This is a genomic window from Streptomyces sp. NPDC102437, from assembly GCF_044765565.1.
Taxonomy (GTDB): Bacteria; Actinomycetota; Actinomycetes; order Streptomycetales; family Streptomycetaceae; genus Streptomyces.
This window is the reverse complement of the sequence record NZ_JBIWKI010000013.1, coordinates 107,492-124,847: the sequence shown is the minus strand read 5'-3', so window position 1 is coordinate 124,847 and position 17,356 is coordinate 107,492. Positions and strand designations below refer to the sequence as shown.

21 protein-coding genes and 3 tRNA genes are annotated in these 17,356 nt (G+C 70.0%); 6 read left to right on the top strand and 18 right to left on the bottom strand.

From position 1 onward, the window contains the following. Positions 1-163: 163 nt before the first annotated feature. The 15 genes from ACIRJP_RS18705 to ACIRJP_RS18635 all read right to left on the bottom strand — a co-directional run bounded on the left by ACIRJP_RS18705 (position 164) and on the right by ACIRJP_RS18635 (position 8,732). Positions 164-718, bottom strand: a complete 555-nt coding sequence (locus ACIRJP_RS18705) for a hypothetical protein (protein ID WP_404174921.1) — start codon at positions 716-718, stop codon at positions 164-166. Positions 719-875: 157 nt separating this feature from the next. Continuing rightward, a complete protein-coding gene (locus ACIRJP_RS18700; protein ID WP_404174918.1) occupies positions 876-1,121 on the bottom strand; it encodes a helix-turn-helix domain-containing protein in 246 nt (81 codons plus the stop codon). After that, positions 1,118-1,360 (bottom strand): hypothetical protein, encoded by a 243-nt coding sequence (locus ACIRJP_RS18695; protein WP_404174915.1) that lies wholly within the window; start codon positions 1,358-1,360, stop codon positions 1,118-1,120. The genes ACIRJP_RS18700 and ACIRJP_RS18695 overlap by 4 nt, the downstream gene beginning before the upstream one ends. Then, the gene (locus ACIRJP_RS18690) at positions 1,323-1,697 is read right to left on the bottom strand and encodes a WhiB family transcriptional regulator (RefSeq protein WP_404174913.1); all 375 of its coding nucleotides are present in this window, start codon (positions 1,695-1,697) and stop codon (positions 1,323-1,325) included. The genes ACIRJP_RS18695 and ACIRJP_RS18690 overlap by 38 nt, the downstream gene beginning before the upstream one ends. 8 nt (positions 1,698-1,705) lie before the next feature. After that, positions 1,706-1,987, bottom strand: a complete 282-nt coding sequence (locus tag ACIRJP_RS18685; RefSeq protein ID WP_404174910.1) for a hypothetical protein — start codon at positions 1,985-1,987, stop codon at positions 1,706-1,708. Next, on the bottom strand, positions 1,984-2,394 hold the full coding sequence (locus ACIRJP_RS18680; protein WP_404174907.1) for a hypothetical protein: 411 nt from the start codon (positions 2,392-2,394) through the stop codon (positions 1,984-1,986). Before ACIRJP_RS18680 ends, ACIRJP_RS18685 begins: the two co-directional genes overlap by 4 nt. Further along, complete coding sequence (locus ACIRJP_RS18675; protein WP_404174905.1) at positions 2,391-2,999, bottom strand: RusA family crossover junction endodeoxyribonuclease; 609 nt, start codon at positions 2,997-2,999, stop codon at positions 2,391-2,393. The genes ACIRJP_RS18680 and ACIRJP_RS18675 overlap by 4 nt, the downstream gene beginning before the upstream one ends. After that, positions 2,992-3,720, bottom strand: a complete 729-nt coding sequence (locus tag ACIRJP_RS18670; RefSeq protein ID WP_404174902.1) for a hypothetical protein — start codon at positions 3,718-3,720, stop codon at positions 2,992-2,994. Before ACIRJP_RS18670 ends, ACIRJP_RS18675 begins: the two co-directional genes overlap by 8 nt. 2 nt (positions 3,721-3,722) lie before the next feature. Further along, entirely contained in the window at positions 3,723-4,037 is a 315-nt protein-coding gene (locus tag ACIRJP_RS18665) for a hypothetical protein (RefSeq protein WP_404174899.1), read from the bottom strand. Next, a complete protein-coding gene (locus ACIRJP_RS18660; RefSeq protein ID WP_404174896.1) occupies positions 4,034-4,774 on the bottom strand; it encodes an exonuclease domain-containing protein in 741 nt (246 codons plus the stop codon). The genes ACIRJP_RS18665 and ACIRJP_RS18660 overlap by 4 nt, the downstream gene beginning before the upstream one ends. Further along, on the bottom strand, positions 4,771-5,799 hold the full coding sequence (locus ACIRJP_RS18655) for a recombinase RecT (protein WP_404174893.1): 1,029 nt from the start codon (positions 5,797-5,799) through the stop codon (positions 4,771-4,773). The genes ACIRJP_RS18660 and ACIRJP_RS18655 overlap by 4 nt, the downstream gene beginning before the upstream one ends. A gap of 2 nt (positions 5,800-5,801) precedes the next feature. Next, positions 5,802-6,896, bottom strand: a complete 1,095-nt coding sequence (locus ACIRJP_RS18650; RefSeq protein WP_404174890.1) for a YqaJ viral recombinase family protein — start codon at positions 6,894-6,896, stop codon at positions 5,802-5,804. Then, positions 6,893-7,699 carry a hypothetical protein gene (locus ACIRJP_RS18645; protein ID WP_404174887.1) on the bottom strand — a complete coding sequence of 269 codons (807 nt, stop codon included), beginning with the start codon at positions 7,697-7,699 and terminating at the stop codon, positions 6,893-6,895. The genes ACIRJP_RS18650 and ACIRJP_RS18645 overlap by 4 nt, the downstream gene beginning before the upstream one ends. A 70-nt stretch (positions 7,700-7,769) precedes the next feature. Next, on the bottom strand, positions 7,770-8,291 hold the full coding sequence (locus tag ACIRJP_RS18640) for a hypothetical protein (protein WP_404174884.1): 522 nt from the start codon (positions 8,289-8,291) through the stop codon (positions 7,770-7,772). Positions 8,292-8,414: 123 nt separating this feature from the next. After that, on the bottom strand, positions 8,415-8,732 hold the full coding sequence (locus ACIRJP_RS18635) for a helix-turn-helix transcriptional regulator (protein WP_404174881.1): 318 nt from the start codon (positions 8,730-8,732) through the stop codon (positions 8,415-8,417). A 157-nt stretch (positions 8,733-8,889) separates the two neighbouring features. Here ACIRJP_RS18635 and ACIRJP_RS18630 point away from each other — a divergent pair, with 157 nt between their 5' ends. Together ACIRJP_RS18630 and ACIRJP_RS18625 are read left to right on the top strand one after the other, a co-directional pair. Beyond that, a complete protein-coding gene (locus ACIRJP_RS18630) occupies positions 8,890-9,342 on the top strand; it encodes a hypothetical protein (RefSeq protein ID WP_404174878.1) in 453 nt (150 codons plus the stop codon). A 127-nt stretch (positions 9,343-9,469) separates the two neighbouring features. Further along, positions 9,470-10,525: a hypothetical protein gene (locus ACIRJP_RS18625; protein ID WP_404174875.1), complete on the top strand. Its 1,056-nt coding sequence runs from the start codon at positions 9,470-9,472 to the stop codon at positions 10,523-10,525. Between the two features lie 403 nt (positions 10,526-10,928). On the opposite strand, the gene ACIRJP_RS18620 is transcribed toward ACIRJP_RS18625, so the two are convergent. The 3 genes from ACIRJP_RS18620 to ACIRJP_RS18610 form a co-directional block, all read right to left on the bottom strand. Continuing rightward, positions 10,929-11,002: transfer RNA gene (locus ACIRJP_RS18620), tRNA-Ile, on the bottom strand. Positions 11,003-11,235: 233 nt separating this feature from the next. Further along, positions 11,236-11,308, bottom strand: a tRNA-Asn gene (locus ACIRJP_RS18615). 5 nt (positions 11,309-11,313) lie between these two features. Further along, positions 11,314-11,386: transfer RNA gene (locus ACIRJP_RS18610), tRNA-Asn, on the bottom strand. Positions 11,387-11,580: 194 nt separating this feature from the next. Here ACIRJP_RS18610 and ACIRJP_RS18605 point away from each other — a divergent pair. The 4 genes from ACIRJP_RS18605 to ACIRJP_RS18590 all read left to right on the top strand — a co-directional run bounded on the left by ACIRJP_RS18605 (position 11,581) and on the right by ACIRJP_RS18590 (position 17,307). Continuing rightward, the gene (locus ACIRJP_RS18605; protein ID WP_266733193.1) at positions 11,581-11,880 is read left to right on the top strand and encodes a YtxH domain-containing protein; all 300 of its coding nucleotides are present in this window, start codon (positions 11,581-11,583) and stop codon (positions 11,878-11,880) included. Between the two features lie 143 nt (positions 11,881-12,023). Continuing rightward, entirely contained in the window at positions 12,024-13,469 is a 1,446-nt protein-coding gene (locus ACIRJP_RS18600) for an FGGY family carbohydrate kinase (RefSeq protein ID WP_404174872.1), read from the top strand. Positions 13,470-13,636: 167 nt separating this feature from the next. Continuing rightward, positions 13,637-15,370: an ABC transporter ATP-binding protein gene (locus tag ACIRJP_RS18595; protein WP_404174868.1), complete on the top strand. Its 1,734-nt coding sequence runs from the start codon at positions 13,637-13,639 to the stop codon at positions 15,368-15,370. Continuing rightward, positions 15,370-17,307: an ABC transporter ATP-binding protein gene (locus ACIRJP_RS18590; protein WP_404174865.1), complete on the top strand. Its 1,938-nt coding sequence runs from the start codon at positions 15,370-15,372 to the stop codon at positions 17,305-17,307. The genes ACIRJP_RS18595 and ACIRJP_RS18590 overlap by 1 nt, the downstream gene beginning before the upstream one ends. Positions 17,308-17,356 lie beyond the last annotated feature (49 nt).

The following is a 17,356-nucleotide window of genomic DNA, read 5'->3' as shown; positions in this document are numbered from 1 at the left end:
GGGAAGTCTGTGGCGAGGGCTCCGACCGCCGACGCCGACGAGCCATCGTTGGGTGTCGATGCCACAATGGTCGGCGCCGGCGGAGCCTGCTCCTCGACGGCGGAGCATGCTTGGGTTCCGGATGGGGTTTGGCCGTCGGGGACGTTTGCGGGCGAGTCTATCGTCACGCTGCAGCACCGCCCACAGAGTTGATCGCCTCGGCCGGCAGGTCACGGACGCACTCAACTCCGTGCGTACGGAGCAGATCCGCGAGGCGTTCCAGGCTTGCGGCGACCGCTTCAGTGCGCGCCGCCTGATCGCGCCGCTGCCTGACCGCATACATCAGATCCGTGAAGGTGCAATCGCCGAGGCGCTTCCACTCGTGCTCGCCGGTGCACAGCCGGTCGTCGAGCCAGCGCGGCCCCGCCGCGCGGATCGCTGCAACCTTCGCCGAGCGAGCCAGCCGAACCGATGCGTGCCGGCGGGAAGCGCCTCCGGGGCCTCTCGGCTGCTCCGTCATGACGAGCTGGAGTTCACCCCGGTCGAGCGGCGGCACCCCGCCGTTTCGCTTCTTACGGATCTCCTCGCGGACGAACGCGGGGAGACACTGCCCGAGCGCTGCCCGGAGATCGTGTCCGTCGACGCGGTCGAGGACCTCGTCCGCAAGATTGCGCGGGTCCGTCTTCGAGCTGGACTCAAGGACGTCGCGCACGAGCCGGTTCAGGCTGAAGCCGCTCATGTGGTGGCCTTTCGTGCAAGTAGGGGTGAGGGTGCGCGCGTTCATGCGCGGGTCTGGACACGAGGGGGCCGGCCGGCGCGGCTACGCACGTTGGCATTCGCTTCGAGCAGCGACGTGCGGACAGCGCCGTATGGCAGGCCGAGGAGGAAGCGCCGCATCACCGGGCCTGTGCCCGCGGTGCCCGGCCTCCGCGCTTGCGGAGTTCGACCTTTGCTTCCAGGAGGAGCTTGCGGACCGTGCCGTACGACATGCCCCGGCCCGCGGCCAGGCCGCGGATCGTGGCTCCGGCGTCGTACTTCTTCGCCAGGCTCCGCGCGGCCCTCGTCCGCTCCTCACCTTTGAGGCGCGGCTTGTACTTCATCCCAAGCCGGGACAGGTGGTTGTCTCCGTCGCTCATGCTCATGTGTCGGTCAGCCTCTCGTTCTGGTATTTCTCGCTCTCCTCCTGGACCCACTGGCGGACGGCGTCCTCCGCGCACGTCTTGTGCGCGGGGTGCTTCCGGGAGTCGCGGAGGTTGGTCATGTGGCCGCAGTAGCGGCACGGTGCGGGGTTGGTGGACCAGTGGTCTGAGCTGTGCCAGTCCAGGAGCCCGCTCGGCGGGAGCTCAGGCCGCTGGAGCCGCGGCCGACTGCGCTTCGACATCGGCGGCCTCCTCCTCCCGCTTGCGCTCCTGCCGGTACGCGGCTCGGGCTTGCTCCCGCTGCCGGCGGAGGAGGCGGCGCCGCTCCTTCTCGTCCAGGCCGCCCCACACGCCGTGAGGCTCGCCCCGGGCCAAGGAGTCCGCGAGGCACCGGTCTTGGACCTGGCACCGCGCGCACCACCTTTTGGCCTCCGCGGTGTCGAGGTGGGCCACCCCGGAGTCCCCTTCCGGGTAGAAGAGGTCCGGGTGGGCCTCCCGACACGCGGCGTCCTTCGACCAATGCGCGGGCCGGGGAAGGTTGTCCGGCGCGTCGTACTGACTCCATCCGGTCCAGGCCATCAGCGGCCTCACGTCTCCCTGTCAGCCGACACACGGAGGACGGAGTCCCCGCAGGTCACGGCCCGGGGGACGGGGGTGTCCTCCCCTGTGTCCTCCACTGCGGGGACGCCTTGGTGGACGAGGGGGACGGTGTCCCCGCTCGTGTCCTCCGCGTCCCCGCCCCACGTCTCACGTATCGCCAGGTAGAGCAGAACGGCGGCCACCACGGCCAGGACCGGACCCCACATGGGGAAGGTCTCCAGCAGCGCTATGACGGGCCCTACCGTCACGAGGACGTCTACCGCGCTCACCGGCCCACCCGCTCCTCACGGACACGGCGGTCCTCAAGGTGGCCGCCGGCCACACACCGGGCGTAGCCACATCCCGGGCGGACATGGCCCTCCGGCTCCCGCCCGTGCTCGTCCTGGAACAGCAGCCGGTACACCGTCACCGGGCGTCCCTGGACGGACAGCACGGGCGTGCCGCTCTCCGCGGCCGGGCCCGTCCACCGCATGTGACCGCCAGCCACGGGCTCCGTGTGCGCGGCGTAGCGCTCCCGCCACGGGGCTGCCGGGCGCCGGCCGCGCCGGTAGGTCGGCACACCGCACGCCTCACGGACCTGCTGGACGCGGCCCCACGGGCAGCCGAGCCGGTCCGCGACGCTCCGCGTGGACACGTCCGGCGCCAGGGCCCGCGCGATCTGAGCAGCGTTGATCACCGTGCCGCCTCCTCGGAGACGCGCCACAGGCGGATGACGCAGCCGGACACGTCCAGCACGTCCGGCACCCGGCCGTGGTCGGTGTGGTACCGCTTCCGCAGCCGCCGGTAGTCGACGATCAGCGCATCGTCCTTGTAGACACCGGCCGTGGTGAGGGCGTCCTCGGTCGAGCGGGCAAGCTTGCTCAGGTCCGGCGGACTGGCCGGGATCGCCGGCGCGGACGGCCGGACACGCTCGGCGTTGCGGCCGGTCCCGAAGTGGGACCGGGGCCGGGTGAGCGTGAACACCATCTCTGCCTCAAGCGGCCCGATCAGCGGTCGCCAGCCGCGGGGCTTGGCCTGGAGCGCGGCGGACACGACGTCCGCCCGCCACGGCTTGACCTTCTCGGACGACTCGACCAGGTGGATACGGCCGGTGTACTGGTTCCGCTTCGCCGACTTGCTGCCCTGCGGGGCCGGCAAGCCGTAGACGGTGACCTCGAACGCCGGGACCTCAAGAACCCGCGCGGCCTCCGCCCCCAGGACAGCGGGGGCATCGTCCAGGGCCGCGGCAGTCTCCTGCAGCGCCAAGGCGCTGCGCTCCCCGAAGAGGGCGAGCTCATTCATCGCCGGCCTCCTGGCCCTTCGCCACGATGGCGGCCGGGATGGCCTTCCACACCTGCGGGAGCGGCTCCACCACGGGGCGAATGTCGGTGAGGACGATCTCCTGAGCCCGTTCCGCGTCCACGTTGGCGACGGCCTCAAGGAACGTGCCAAGCAGCTCCGGAACCTCAAGCCCGGTGGCCTGGACGAGGTGGTCCAGGAGCACCGTGACGGCCGTTTCCGTGCTCCAGCCCGCGACGATGACGCCGGCCGTGTTCGCCTTCACATCGACCGTCAACACAAAGACGCGCGTTGCGACACGTTCCCCGTCCAGCGCGGCCAGGTACGCCTGGCCGAGGCTGGTCACCCAGGTAAAACCGCCCTCCCGGCCCCGCACGAACTGGCGCAGCCGCAGAGCGATGATGAATCCGGCCGGGTCCAGGACGTCCGGGTCCTGGCGGGCCATGGCGCGGAGCAGGCCCTCGGCCGGTTCCGGGAGCGGAAGCTCCGCCGCCTGGCGCGTCGCGTTCACCATGGCGTCCCGCCAGGATGCGGTTCCCTCCGTGGTGGCCGCTGAGCACGGGCACACGGCCACAACGCTCTTGAGGTCGTCGTGGGTGAACGCGGCGCACTCCCTGACGGACGCCCGCCCCTTCCGGCACAGGTCGACCATGCAGCACGCGCAGTCGGGGCACGGTTCTTGAGCGGGGCGGAGGTAGTCCACCCCGAGCAGGTCCATGGTCACGGTCATTCCTCGTCGCCTGCCGTTTCGGTCTCGCACACGCAGCACGTCCGGGCGCCGCAGTGGTGAATGAAGTGGGGCGTTGTCCGCCCCTCGGCCGGGCAGTACTCCAGGCCGGCACGGTCGGCATCCATGAGGAGCGCCACCGTGACCGCGTCCTCGGTGCCGTCCAGGAATTCCGGTGCCGTCAGGAGCAGCGGGCCGGGGTAGCGGGGTGCGCGATGCCGTCCGCGACCGGCCCGCCATAGCCACCACAGCAGGGCGGCCAGGAGCGTCAACGAGGAGGCCAGGACAGCGGAGCCGATGAAGACGGCAGTCATGAGGCCACCGCCGCCCGGTAGGAAAGGAGCGGCCAGTCCAGCCGCACGTCCCGCGCCCATCCCTCTTTCCCGGGCGTGCGCGCGAAGTAGTCCCGCAGGCTTTCGCTCTGCTCCCGCGCCCACGCCACCTGATCGGCGTGGAGCTGAGCCAGGGGCCGGCCGGAGATCGACCGGTATCGGTTGGCGATCTTCCACACCACGGCGCACGCCGCGATGGCGTCCGCCTCCGAGCTGTGCGCGCCGTCCAGCGGAACCACGTAGTGACGGCACAGATCCGTAAGGGTCCGCCCGCCGCGCCGGAACGTGTTCACGTGCCTGTCCAGGACCCGCGGGTCCAGCACATACGGAGACACCCGGTCGAACAGGGGAACCACGCCGTAGCGGCGGGCCTCCCGGTCCAGCACGGTCAAGTCGTAGGGGGCGTGCATGATGACCAGCGGGCGGCCCTGCTCGACGGCCGCCGCCAGGGCGGTGGTGATCTCCTCCACCACCGCGGAGGCCGGGCGGCCCGCAACGCGGGCCGCCTCGGATGTGTATCCGTGAACTGCCGTGGCGGCGGCGGGGATCTCCGCCCCGCCGACGTCAGAGAGCCACGTCTGACCGGTGGTCGGCTGGCCGCCGCCGTAGTGGACGACGGCGCCGGTGACGATGCGGGCTGTCTCCGGGTCCTGGCTGGTGGTTTCGAGATCGAATCCGGTGAGCCGCTGGTAGTGCCAGCTGAGTTGACGCGCGCTCATGACCGCCTCCGCGAGGCGCGGCCGGCGGACCGGTTCTTCTTCGGCTTGGACCGGCCGCGACTTCCCCGGCCCTTCACGGGCAGCGGCCGGACCCGGGGCTCCTGGGATGCCTCTGCGGCGCGGTGCGCCCGTACGGCCTCCTCGACCAGCCCGGCCGTCTCCGGGTCCGGGGCGTGCACCACCTGCACCTGCCCAGCGTCCCCGGCCTCGTCCGCCTGGACCATCGCCACCAGCTCGGGGGACATCGGCACCCTCTTGTGCAGGCGGCGCAACGCGCTCTTCTCCCACATGCGGTCGAACGCAACGTGCCAGAAGCTGTCGTTCTTCCCGGACTCCTGCGCGCGCCGGTACGCCTCGCTGTACTCGTCGCGGATCTCCTCCGCGTCCTCGCGCGTCAGGATGACGACCTGGGACCGGGCGCCGGACGCCATCCACGCGAACGCGTACGCCAGGATCGGCGCCCCGCGCTCAGCCTTCGACTTCAACAGGGCAGGCTTGTGCGTGAAGTCGAGCGGGGCCGGGGCGGTGGGCTCGTAGCTCCACTCGTCGCCCTCGTAGATCATCCCGACGTGCACCGACCCGACACGGCCGGAGCGGTACATCAGCTCCACGTACCCCTGCGCCATCGGCACGAACACGGCGGTCTTGCCCTCGCGCCGGATGACCGCGTGACGCCCGTCCGGCACCAAACCGAACCGGGCGCACGTCAACAAGGCTTGGAGCAGGGACGCGGGGGTGCAGCGGACCAGGCCCGGCAGGGCGGCCCGCACGGCGGCGAAGAACGCGGCGGCGTCGATGTGCGCGGGCAGCGCCTTCGTGAACTCCTCGCCGTACCGCTCCAGCCAGGCCAGGGCGAAGTCGGCGACGTCGCCGCCATCCGCCTTCGCGGAGGTGTGCAACTGGTCCGGCGCCGACTGCTGCTGCGGGACGTCGGCGGACCGTGTGATGGTCGCCTCGATGCTCGGCTGCTCGGCGTCCGGGTTGGTGGCCGCGCGCACGCGGTCCTTGAGCGTGGACAGAGCCATGATCAGATTCCCTTCGCGGGGACGTGGAGCTTGCGGGCGCGGAACTCGGCGTAGACGTCGGCCTGCTCCTCCTTGAGCCGGTCGACGTCGAGCACGGGCGCCATGCGCGTGTACTTCTCGACCAGCTCGGGGTGCGCCTTGGCGAACTGCTTCGACGCGAAGGTCCCGTTGCCCTTCCACGTCCAGGCAGGCTTGCCGCCGGACTTGGCGATCTCGTTCTCGCCGGTGAGGAGCTTCATCTCGTTCTCGACGAGCCGCAGCTCCTCCTCGATGGCCTTCTGCCGCGCCTTGACGTCGGCGTGCCGGGCGCGCAGCTCCTTGGCCTTCGAGGTGTCGATCTCGGCGATCGTCTCGGCCTTGACGGACCAGAGCTTCGCCAGGAGATCGGTCGTGGCCTCCAGGCCGTCAGCCGGGGGCTCGAAGCCCTCGACGATGTGCCTCTCGTACCACTTCCCGCAGTAGTCGACGAGGTGCTCGATCATCTCCTCGTCGCGCTCCAGGCGGACCCACCGGAATTTGTTGCCGCCGACCAGCGCGGCCACGAAGCCGTGGTCCCAGCCGCCGACCGCCATGCCCCAGTGGCACTGGATCGCGGGGGCATCGGGAACGGCCCCGCCCTCCCACTGGTCCGCCTGGTACTCGCTGCGGCTCTTCAGTTCCAGGACACCCGAGGCCGGGCCGGGCCGCTCGAACGTGAAACGGTCCACGTTCACCCGCATCCACGGCCGGTCGACGTGCACGAGCGTCCCGGGCGCCTCGGCGGTTCGGATTCCAGAACGCTTCGTGAAGAGGTGGGCGAGGAACGGCTCGATCTCCGTGCCGATCTCGGCGGCCTCGTTGCCCTCGAAGGTGCTGCGGCCGTGCTTCTCCTCGAAGACATGGCGCGGGCTGTCGTACTTCCCGGCCAGCCCGAGGATTCCGGCGACGTCGGAGCCGCCGATACCGGACCGGCGCACCTCTAGCCACTCCTCGCGGGACGCGTTGGCCGGGAGCAGCAGGCGCGCGGTCGGGGCGTCGACCAGGGCACCGCCCTGCTCGTCGGTCGTGTCGACTAGGTCACCCACGGCCGGGACGGTGGGCAGAGTGATGGTGCTCATGCGGTGCTCTCCTGGCTGATGGGGACGGCGGAGGCGCGCCGGGCGCCCTCGACGGTGAGGAAGTGGGCGGCCTGCTTCGCGCTCAAGTGGCCGCGCTCGTCGCGGAGTTTGAGCTCCACGAGGTCGGCGGCCTCCGTGTGGCCGCGGAGGCGGAGGAGGGCCGCGGCCTGCTTCGCGTGCATCCCACGCTGGGCGCTCGCGGCCTGGACGATGACCTCCACCGCTGCGTGGAACTCCCCCGCGCGGAGCGGGTCCGCGGGGTGGTGGCCCATGCCGTGGCCGGCGGCCGGAGCCTGCGGGGTCGGCGTGCGGCGGGCCTCCACCAGGACGTCCGCGTACACGTCCAGGTGGCCGCACGGGTTTTCCCACCGGTCGACCACGTGCGTGGTGTCCCCGAGCGGCATCTCAAACGGCTGGAGGGCGTCCCATCCGCGGGGGCCGCCGCAGCGCGGGCAGTACGGGAGGACCGAGGCAGTGATGACCTGGATCTCCCCGAGCTCGGGCCCACCGTCCGGGACGCGGACGCTCATCCGCTCCGGGATCGCGGGGAACTCCTCGCCCTCCACGCACCGCACCCACAGGGCGGGGCCCTCCGGGGTCAGGGCGGTGTACGCCTCAAACGCCCCGGCGGGTGCGTAGTTGGGCATCCGCTCCGCGTGCGGGATGGACCGGGCCGCGCAGTCCGCGCTTGCCGTCGACGCATAGACACCCGCCTGGAACCACGTCCCCGGCTCGGTGCGGGTCTGTGCCGTCACGGCGGAGTGATTGATGCGGGTGCGGTGGGCATATCCGGCGGCGCTCATCGGTGCCATCCCAGGGCGAGCGCGAGGAGCCAGAAGACGAGGGCGGCGTAGGCGATGCCGAGAAGCCAGATCACGACGCACCGCCCGACTTCGGCAGGTCGCGGCCGAGGGCGTAGCCATGGTGCAGCGGGGAGTCGTGCGGGGAGGCCGTCTCGGGTCCCCGGAGCGTTGTGGCCTGCGCCGTCTCCAGCTTGGCGACCCGGCACCACGGGCATCCCCGTGTGTCGTCTGCCGCCCGCAGCCATGTCGGGTGCTCCGGGTTGTCGCACGTTGCGGACATGCGGCCGTCGATGGCGCCCAGTTGCAAGGACTCCAGCTCGGCGACCTGGGCCCGCAGCGCGTCGCGCTCGGCCTCGGCGTCCATCAGGCGCCGCAGCACCGGGGCCACCCGCTCACCCATGTAGGACGAGAGGTTCGCGCAGAACAGGTCTTCCCACTCGGGGTGAGCGTGGTCGCGGCGGTTCGCAACCGCCTCCGCGAACGACACGATCAGTTCGTCCGTCGCGGGGTTCACGTCACCGACCTGCCGGCCGACTACTTCACGCTGCTCCGGCGCCATCACAGGCTGCTGGTGGATAGAGTTGGCTGCCATCGTTACCTCGATTCACGGTTGAGGTTTCTGGTGTGGGCGTCCAGGACGGGCAAGGTCCGGACGCGATGCGGTGCCCGGCCGGGGGCGTGAGACGGCTATCTCCACCCCGGCGGGCGCACCGGCTCAGGGGCCCGGTGCGGTCCCGGCTTCCGCCTCATCTGGGCGGGTGCGCTTCTCCGAGGTCGCCCCGGCTTGCTTCGCCTGGAGGACGACCAGCGGGCAGTCCAACTGCGCCGCCATCGCTTCCAGGAGGTCCGGTCCGGCGTTGCGCCGACCGGCCTCGATGTCCCCCATGAACTGCTTACTGATCCCCAACGTGCTGGCCAGGGACTGTTTCGTAAGTCCGGCCGCCACTCGGGCGTAGGTGACGCCTTCCGGTGCGTGATCCAGCGGAGCACCACGAGGACGCCGCGAAGATTTTCGATCTTGCGGGACGGTCATGATTGAAAACTAGCGGTAACTAGCGACTTGAGCAACACAAGTCACTAGTTCGGTAGTAACGCAGAAAACGGCGAAGATACGCACTAATGTGCGCGCGCGCACCGACACGCCATGGGCCGCCTAGCGAACTAGTGCGTACTCGTGCGAAGCTGCGCGTATGAAGAGGAGTACGCGCCCGGAGCCCCCACGCGAGGCGCCGCTCATCGAGGCGGCCCGCAAGCAGCAGCGGCTTACCGTCCGCGAGACCGCCAAGCAGGCACGCATCAGCGAGGCGCTGTGGCGTCAGATCGTCAGCGGCGCCGAGTCCCTCGGGGGCGGGGAGTACAGAGAGGTAAGGGCGAAACCGGAGACCCTGGCCCGCATTGCACAGGTCGTCGGCGTCGCCCCGGACCAGCTCGTCAAAGTGGGGCGCGAGGACGCCGCGGCAGCACTGAAGGAGATCACCCCGGAGCCGACGCCGGCGCCTGCCTACGCCCCGCCCGTGGATGCGGTGTACGCGATCATGGCCGCGCTCCCGCCGGAGGCGCAGGCCGAGGTGATCCGCCGCCTCGACCTCACGAATCGGCCCATAGGGGGCGAGGAGGAGCGTCGCCAGCGACGCGCCGGATGACGCACGTCACAGATTTGTCACGAACCCTTACGAATCAGTAAAAAACTTCCCCTAGCGCATGATCATTCACGGAATGTCACCACACCACGTCTAGGGGGACACCGTGACAGACCTCGTGCTGCTGGCAATGGCAGCACTTCTAGGGGCCGCAACACTGGCGATAGTTCTGCTCTACCAAGGATGGAAGCAGAACCGACAGCTGATCACCGACCTCAGCGCCCAGGTAGCAGCCCAACGGATCGCCGCCCTCACAGGCGCCGGCATCGCCTCAAGCCTCGCCGACGAACCTCCCGAGGAACGAGGACCGGCCCGCCGCAAGCGCCACCTCGTTCTCTACATCGGCGGCGGAGCACTCGCCGCCGTCACCGTCGTCCGCGACCGCCTCCGCTCCCTCTGGCAGAGCCACCGCGTACTCACCCTCACCGCCGCGGCCACCGTCGCCACCGTGACCACCGCCGCCGCCTTCACCATGACCGCCAGCGACAACGAACCCGCCGAGGACCGCGGCCACCGCCCAGCCGCCGCCGCCCCGGACCGCAACGGCGCCGACATCCTCGATGCCCCAGACCGGAACCCCCGCGGCTCCCGATGGAAGACCCCGCGCGACACACAGAACGGCGGCATCCTCCCGGCGGACGCCGCAGTCGACCTCATAACCGACGAGGAGCAAGAGCGTGCCGGCCACCCCGAGGCAACACCGGAGCCGAGCGCAAGCAGCCACGCCCCTGCAAGCGATGGAGGAAGCGGCAGGCCCGAGGGCGGTGCCGAGGAGGGGACGGGTGGGCCTTCAACGCCACCCACTGGCCAGCCGGAGGGGCCGGGCACCACGGAACCCACCAAGCCTCCCGAACCCGTCAAGCCCACCAAACCAGCCAGCCCCGCCGTCCTCACGGTCGGGACGCCCCGGCTCGCAGACACGGACACGCGGTGGTGCCAGAACGTGACCGTAGACATCCGTAACACCGGCGGCACCACAGCAACATCGGGAACGCTCCGCTTCGGAACGCACATCCTCGGCCCGCTCGGCGTCGACTGGATCACCATCAAGCAGACGCGCGAGCTACCTGCACCCGTCCCGGCCGGCGGCCACATAGAGGGCAGCTGGACTCTCTGCGTGGACGCCTGGCGCGTACCGGTGGGGTTCCGCATCGACACCCTTGACGTCGAGGTCACACAGAACTAGTCCGCGAAGCCCCCGTTCGTGCCGAAGGTTACGCCGACACTTCGGCCGGGCCGTGAACTTGAGAATGCAGAAAAGACCCCCGCCGACACGGGGGTCTTTGCGTTCTACCAGGAGCACCCCGCCGACCTCGCCCGCCCCGTCAGCGCCCCCTCGATAGCCGGACGGCCGCCCTGGCGTCAGCGCCGGGTCCGCCCGCTGCTGGACCTCTGCCTTCCCATCTCGGCCGCTGCGAGGACCGACCGTACGTGCGAAGCCGATCCCTCGATCGCGCCGGAGACTTCGCCGACACTTCGGGCGAGCATCGGGCGAGCTGATGATCTTGAGGCAACAAAAAAGGCCCCCGCCGTGGCGGGGGCCTAGCCGTATACGCAGGTCAGACGAGTGAATCGTTACCTCGCTGCGGTGGGGCGGGTGGGACTCGAACCCACGGCCGACGGATTATGAGTCCGCTGCTCTAACCGGCTGAGCTACCGCCCCTTTTCGGCGTGGCGCGTACAAGTGTGCGCGCCGTCTGCCGCAGCATAGCCGGTCATACGATCTCTCGCTCCGGATGGTCGGCTTCGCATGACCATGAAGACCGCACCGTCGGCCGTCCGGTTCCGGATGGAGCGAAGTGCATGCGAATGAGTCGCATGCGCCCCACACGCACCACGGTGACGGCCGTCGCCGGGCATGCGAAAAAGGACCCCTCGGGGTCCTCTTCCGTTCCGCTCCCCCGACTGGACTCGAACCAGTAACCCTCCGGTTAACAGCCGAATGCTCTGCCAATTGAGCTACAGGGGATCGCGCTCCCCCGACTGGACTCGAACCAGTAACCTGCCGGTTAACAGCCGGCTGCTCTGCCAATTGAGCTACAGGGGATTGCTGCGTGTGCGTCGAACCCTACCTACCTGGCTGCTGCCGGGCGGCGCTCGTTCGCTGCGACACATACATTAGCGCAAGCAGGGGGGTGCTTTGCCAATCGGTATCCCCCGGGGTGATCTCAGGTGCCCGCGGGTAGGCGGGCAGCACACGTCGCACTGAAGCTTCGCAGTGAGCAAGGAAGGGTGGCAGCCATGCGGTACCGGCTCACGTTCATCGCCGGACTGGCCCTCGGATACGTGATCGGGACACGGGCCGGACGCGAGCGCTACGAGCAGATGAAGAAGTCCGCACGCCAGTTCGCCCAGAACCCGGCCGTGCGCAATACCGCCGAGTCCGCGGCGCAGAGCGGCCGCGATCTGGCCGGCAAGGCGTACCACGCGGTGAGCGAGAAGGTCGGCGAGAAGGTCCCGGCCTCGGTGACCGACCGGGTGCGCTCGCTGCGGGACCGCGGCCGCAACGGAGAGGACGACTGGGGCACCAGCAACACCTAGGGTCTCTCGTTCGGATCCGTGCCGGGCTCGCGTGCCCCGCTCCCTGATCCGGCCCGATCCAAACGAAAAACCCTGGGGCCCGGGGGCCTGGCCTCCGCGCAACCGGTACGGAAAAGGTCCGGCGGTGCGGCAGAATCTTGGGCATGGGGATAGTCGCCGGCTTGGACAGCTCTTCCGCCTTCACGCACATCGTCGTCTGCGATACGGACACGGGCGCAGTGCTGCGCCGGGGGTTCGCCGCACACCCCGTCGAGGCGAAGGCCACCGAGGTCGACCCGCAGGCCTGGCTGCTCTCGCTCGGGGAGGCCGCCGGCGGCGGGCTGCTCGAAGGGGTGCAGGCCATCGGCGTCTCCGCCCAGCAGCACGGCCTGGTGCCCCTGGACCGCCAGGGCAATCTCGTACGCCCGGCGCTGCTCGGCAACGACAAGCGGGCGCAGGCCGCCGCGGCCGATCTGGTCGACGGGCTCGGCGGGCGGCAGGCGTGGGCCGAGGCGGTCGGGGCGGTGCCGCAGGCCGCGCAGCCGGTGGCGAAGCTGCGCTGGATGGCGCGGACCGAGCCGGAGGCTGCCCAGCGGGTGGCCGCGGTGCTCCAGCCGCACGACTGGCTGGTCTGGCAGTTGCTGGGGCGTCCGGCCCGGCGGACCACCGACCGGGGTGCCGCGTCCGGCACCGGCTATTGGTCGGCGGACACCGGTTCCTACCGGCCCGACCTGGTGGAGCTCGCGCTCGGGCACCAGGCGGCGCTGCCCGAGGTGCTCGGTCCCGCCGATGCCGCCGGGACGACGCCCGAGGGGCTGCTGATCTCCGCCGGGACCGGCGAGACGATGGCGGCGGCGCTCGGGCTCGGGGTCGGGGTCGGCGACGCGGTGGTCTCGCTGGGCGCGTCGGGCTCGGTCATGGCGGTGCACCACGAGGCGCTGTCCGATCCGGCCGGGATGATCACTTCTTTCGCGGACGCGACCGGGAAGCACCTGCCGGTGGTGCACACCTCCAACGCGGTGCGGGCGCTGCGCGGGACCGCCGAGATGCTCGGCGTGGAGGGCCTCGACGAGCTCTCCGCGCTGGCGCTGAAGTCCACGCCGGGCGCGTCCGGGCTGGTGCTGCTGCCGTACCTGGAGGGCGAGCGGACGCCGCGGCTGCCGCACGCCGCGGGGACGCTCTGCGGGCTGCGGCGCGAGTCGATGAAGCCGGAACACCTGGCGCGGGCGGCGTTCGAGGGGATGCTGTGCTCGCTGGCCGACGCGCTCGACGTGCTGCGCGGCCGGGGCGTCGAGGTGCGGCGGGTGTTCCTGCTTGGGGCGGCGGCCGAACTGCCCGCCGTACAGGGGCTGGCGCCCGCGCTCTTCGGTACGCAGGTGGTCGTGCCGCAGCCCGCCGAGTACGCGGCGCTGGGCGCGGCCCGGCAGGCGGCCTGGGCGCTGGGGGTCTCGCAGGGTACGGCCGATCCGCTCACTCCCCCGGCCTGGCAGGGCGCCGCGGCGCAGGTGCTGGAGCCGGGCGAGGAGCTGGCGGTCGGGCAGGCGGTGCGCCAGCAGTACGTGGCGACGCGGGACCAGATCCACCCGGGGGCGTTCGACTCCACGAGCTGAGTCCGTACGTCTGCGCGACGGGCCGAGTGCTCCGAGCGAGGCGAACCCTCCACTTGTGTACTCGGTCCGTTTTTTGACCTGGTCTTGAGTAAAACCGCTCGCAGTCTCGGCCGTCGGTGCCGGAAAATAGGTCGACCCCTGCCTTCTGCCGACTCCGAGAGACACGCGTGCTCATAAAACTCCTGCGGGCCTATCTCGGTCCGTACAGAAAACCCATCCTGCTGCTGGTCCTCCTCCAACTGCTGCAGACCTGCGCCAGCCTCTACCTGCCCACGCTCAACGCCGACATCATCGACAACGGTGTCGTGCAGGGCGACACGGGCTACATCCTCGAATTCGGCGGCGTCATGATCGCCGTCAGCATCGCCCAGGTGGTCTGCAACATGGGGGCCGTCTATTTCGGCGCCCGTACCGCGTCCGCGCTCGGCCGCGACATCCGGGCGTCGGTCTTCGACCGGGTGCAGTCGTTCTCGGCCCGTGAGGTGGGACGCTTCGGGGCGCCCTCGCTGATCACCCGTACGACCAATGACGTCCAGCAGGTCCAGATGCTGGTGCTGATGACGTTCACGCTGATGGTGTCGGCCCCGATCATGTGTGTCGGCGGCATCATCATGGCGCTCGGCCAGGACGTCCCGCTGTCCGCGGTGCTGCTCGCTGTGGTGCCGGTGCTCGGCATCGCGGTGAGCCTGATCGTGCGGCGGATGCGCCCGCTGTTCCGCACGATGCAGGAGCGGCTCGACACGGTGAACCGGGTGCTGCGCGAGCAGATCACCGGCAACCGCGTCATCCGCGCCTTCGTCCGGGACGGCTACGAGGAGGAGCGGTTCCGCGGCTCCAACACCGAGCTGACGGATGTGGCGCTGTCCACGGGCCGGCTGATGGCGCTGATGTTCCCCACCGTGATGACGGTCGTGAACGTCTCGTCGATCGCGGTGATCTGGTTCGGTGCCCAGCGTATCGACAGCGGCGGCATGGAGATCGGCGCGCTGACCGCGTTCCTCGCCTATCTGATGCAGATCGTCATGTCGGTGATGATGGCCACCTTCATGTTCATGATGGTGCCGCGCGCCGAGGTCTGTGCCGAGCGCATCCAGGAGGTCCTGGAGACCGAGTCCAGCGTGGTCCCGCCCGTGAAGCCGGTCCGCGAGCTCCTCGCCCGCGGTCATCTGGAGGTGCGCGGCGCGGACTTCCGTTACCCGGGCGCCGAGGAGCCGGTGCTGCGATCGGTGGATCTGGTGGCCCGCCCCGGCGAGACCACCGCGATCATCGGGTCGACGGGCAGCGGGAAGTCGACCCTGCTCGGTCTCGTACCGCGGCTGTTCGACGTGACGGACGGCCAGGTGCTGGTCGACGGCACGGATGTGCGGACGCTGGAGCCGGCGCTGCTGGCGAGGACCGTGAGTCTCGTTCCGCAGAAGCCGTATCTGTTCTCCGGGACGGTCGCGACGAACCTGCGGTACGGAAACCCGGACGCGACCGACGAGGAGCTGTGGCACGCGCTGGAGGTCGCGCAGGCCAAGGAGTTCGTCACGGCGCTGGAGCACGGTCTGGACGCGCCGATCTCGCAGGGCGGCACCAATGTCTCGGGCGGGCAGCGGCAGCGTCTGGCCATCGCCAGGACGCTGGTGCAGCGCCCGGAGATCTATCTCTTCGACGACTCGTTCTCGGCGCTCGACTACGCCACCGACGCCGCGCTGCGCGGGGCCCTCACGCAGGAGACGGCCGATGCGACCGTGGTGATCGTGGCGCAGCGGGTGTCCACCATCCGCGACGCGGACCGGATCCTGGTGCTGGACGAGGGCCGGGTGGTCGGCTCCGGCACCCATCACGAGCTGATGGACGGCAATGAAACGTACCGGGAGATCGTGCTCTCCCAGCTGACGGAAGCGGAGGCCGCGTAATGGCCGGGCCTGGCGGACGCATGATGGCGGGCGGGGCGCCGACCGACCGGTCCATGGACTTCAAGGGGTCATCGAAGCGGCTGCTGAAGCGCTTCGCGACGGAGAAGACCTCGCTGTACGTGATGCTGGTGGCCTGTGCGCTGAGCGTGGGCCTGTCGGTGGTCGGGCCGAAGATCCTCGGCCGGGCGACCGACCTGGTCTTCGCCGGGGTCGTCGGCCGGAGCCCGGAGATACCGGAGGGGGCGACCAAGGAACAGGCCGTCGAGGGCCTGCGCCAGAGCAACAGCGGCCTGGCCGACATGCTCTCCAAGGTGGACTTCGTTCCCGGTCACGGCATCGACTTCGGTGCGGTGGGCGACGTGCTGCTGGTGGCGCTGGCGGTCTATGTCGCCGCTGGTCTGCTGATGCTGGTGGCGACCCGGCTGTCGATCCGGATCATCAACCGGATCATTTTCCAGCTGCGCGAGGACATCCAGACGAAGCTGTCGCGGCTGCCGCTGTCGTACTTCGACCGGGCCAAGCGCGGCGAGGTGCTCAGCCGGGCGACGAACGACATCGACAACATCTCGCAGACGATGCAGCAGACGATGGGCCAGCTCATCAACTCCCTGCTCACCATCGTCGGCGTGCTGATCATGATGTTCTGGGTCTCGCCGCTGCTGGCTCTGGTCGCGCTGGTGACGGTGCCGCTCTCGGCTTTCGTGGCGACGAAGGTCGGCAAGCGCTCGCAGCCACAGTTCGTGCAGCAGTGGAAGGTGACGGGCAAGCTCAACGCCCACATCGAGGAGATGTACACCGGGCACACCCTGGTGAAGGTCTTCGGCCGGCAGGAGGAGTCCGCGCGGGACTTCGCCGAGCAGAACGAAGCGCTGTACGAGGCCGGTTTCAAGGCGCAGTTCAACAGCGGGATCATGCAGCCGCTGATGATGTTCGTCTCCAACCTGAACTATGTGCTGATCGCCGTCGTGGGTGGTCTGCGGGTCGCTTCGGGCGCGCTGTCGATCGGTGATGTGCAGGCGTTCATCCAGTACTCACGGCAGTTCTCGATGCCGCTGACCCAGGTCGCCTCGATGGCGAACCTGGTGCAGTCGGGTGTCGCCTCGGCCGAGCGGATCTTCGAGCTGCTGGACGCCGAGGAGCAGGGCACCGACCCCGCGCCCGGCGAGCGGGAGCGCCCCGAGGAGCTGCGGGGCAGCGTCTCGCTGGAGAAGGTGTCGTTCCGTTACGACCCGGAGAAGCCGCTCATCGAGGATCTGTCGCTGAACGTCGAACCGGGCCACACGGTCGCGATCGTCGGCCCGACCGGGGCCGGCAAGACCACGCTCGTCAATCTGCTGATGCGGTTCTACGAGGTGACGGGCGGCCGGATCACGCTGGACGGGGTCGACGTGACGAAGATGTCGCGCGACGAGCTCCGCCAGGGCATCGGCATGGTCCTCCAGGACACCTGGCTGTTCGGCGGTTCGATCGCGGACAACATCGCGTACGGCGCTTCGCGCGAGGTCACCCGCGAGGAGATCGAGGAGGCGGCGAGGGCGGCCCACGCCGACCGGTTCATCCGCACCCTGCCGGACGGTTACGACACGGTGATCGACGACGAGGGCTCCGGCGTCAGCGCGGGCGAGAAGCAGCTGATCACCATCGCGCGGGCGTTCCTGTCCGACCCGGTGATCCTGGTGCTCGACGAGGCGACGAGCTCCGTGGACACCCGTACCGAGGTGCTGATCCAGAAGGCGATGGCGCGGCTGGCCCACGGCCGTACGAGCTTCGTGATCGCGCACCGGCTCTCCACCATCCGGGACGCCGACATCATCCTGGTGATGGAGAACGGCTCGATCGTCGAACAGGGCACCCACGAGGAGCTGTTGGCCGCCGATGGCGCCTACGCCCGGCTGTATTCGGCGCAGTTCGCGCAGGCGGTCGCCGAAGTCGACTAGGAGCGCTGTCCGTTCGGACGTACGTGAGGGCCCGTACCGCTTGTGGCGG

Coding starts and splice junctions, on each gene's coding strand:
- ACIRJP_RS18705 (WP_404174921.1), bottom strand. CDS start 718: ATGAGCGGCTTCAGCCTGAACCGGCTCGTGCGCGACGTCCTTGAGTCC.
- ACIRJP_RS18700 (WP_404174918.1), bottom strand. CDS start 1,121: ATGAGCATGAGCGACGGAGACAACCACCTGTCCCGGCTTGGGATGAAG.
- ACIRJP_RS18695 (WP_404174915.1), bottom strand. CDS start 1,360: ATGTCGAAGCGCAGTCGGCCGCGGCTCCAGCGGCCTGAGCTCCCGCCG.
- ACIRJP_RS18690 (WP_404174913.1), bottom strand. CDS start 1,697: ATGGCCTGGACCGGATGGAGTCAGTACGACGCGCCGGACAACCTTCCC.
- ACIRJP_RS18675 (WP_404174905.1), bottom strand. CDS start 2,999: ATGAATGAGCTCGCCCTCTTCGGGGAGCGCAGCGCCTTGGCGCTGCAG.
- ACIRJP_RS18665 (WP_404174899.1), bottom strand. CDS start 4,037: ATGACTGCCGTCTTCATCGGCTCCGCTGTCCTGGCCTCCTCGTTGACG.
- ACIRJP_RS18660 (WP_404174896.1), bottom strand. CDS start 4,774: ATGAGCGCGCGTCAACTCAGCTGGCACTACCAGCGGCTCACCGGATTC.
- ACIRJP_RS18655 (WP_404174893.1), bottom strand. CDS start 5,799: ATGGCTCTGTCCACGCTCAAGGACCGCGTGCGCGCGGCCACCAACCCG.
- ACIRJP_RS18650 (WP_404174890.1), bottom strand. CDS start 6,896: ATGAGCACCATCACTCTGCCCACCGTCCCGGCCGTGGGTGACCTAGTC.
- ACIRJP_RS18645 (WP_404174887.1), bottom strand. CDS start 7,699: ATGAGCGCCGCCGGATATGCCCACCGCACCCGCATCAATCACTCCGCC.
- ACIRJP_RS18640 (WP_404174884.1), bottom strand. CDS start 8,291: ATGGCAGCCAACTCTATCCACCAGCAGCCTGTGATGGCGCCGGAGCAG.
- ACIRJP_RS18635 (WP_404174881.1), bottom strand. CDS start 8,732: ATGACCGTCCCGCAAGATCGAAAATCTTCGCGGCGTCCTCGTGGTGCT.
- ACIRJP_RS18630 (WP_404174878.1), top strand. CDS start 8,890: ATGAAGAGGAGTACGCGCCCGGAGCCCCCACGCGAGGCGCCGCTCATC.
- ACIRJP_RS18625 (WP_404174875.1), top strand. CDS start 9,470: ATGGCAGCACTTCTAGGGGCCGCAACACTGGCGATAGTTCTGCTCTAC.
- ACIRJP_RS18605 (WP_266733193.1), top strand. CDS start 11,581: ATGCGGTACCGGCTCACGTTCATCGCCGGACTGGCCCTCGGATACGTG.
- ACIRJP_RS18600 (WP_404174872.1), top strand. CDS start 12,024: ATGGGGATAGTCGCCGGCTTGGACAGCTCTTCCGCCTTCACGCACATC.
- ACIRJP_RS18590 (WP_404174865.1), top strand. CDS start 15,370: ATGGCCGGGCCTGGCGGACGCATGATGGCGGGCGGGGCGCCGACCGAC.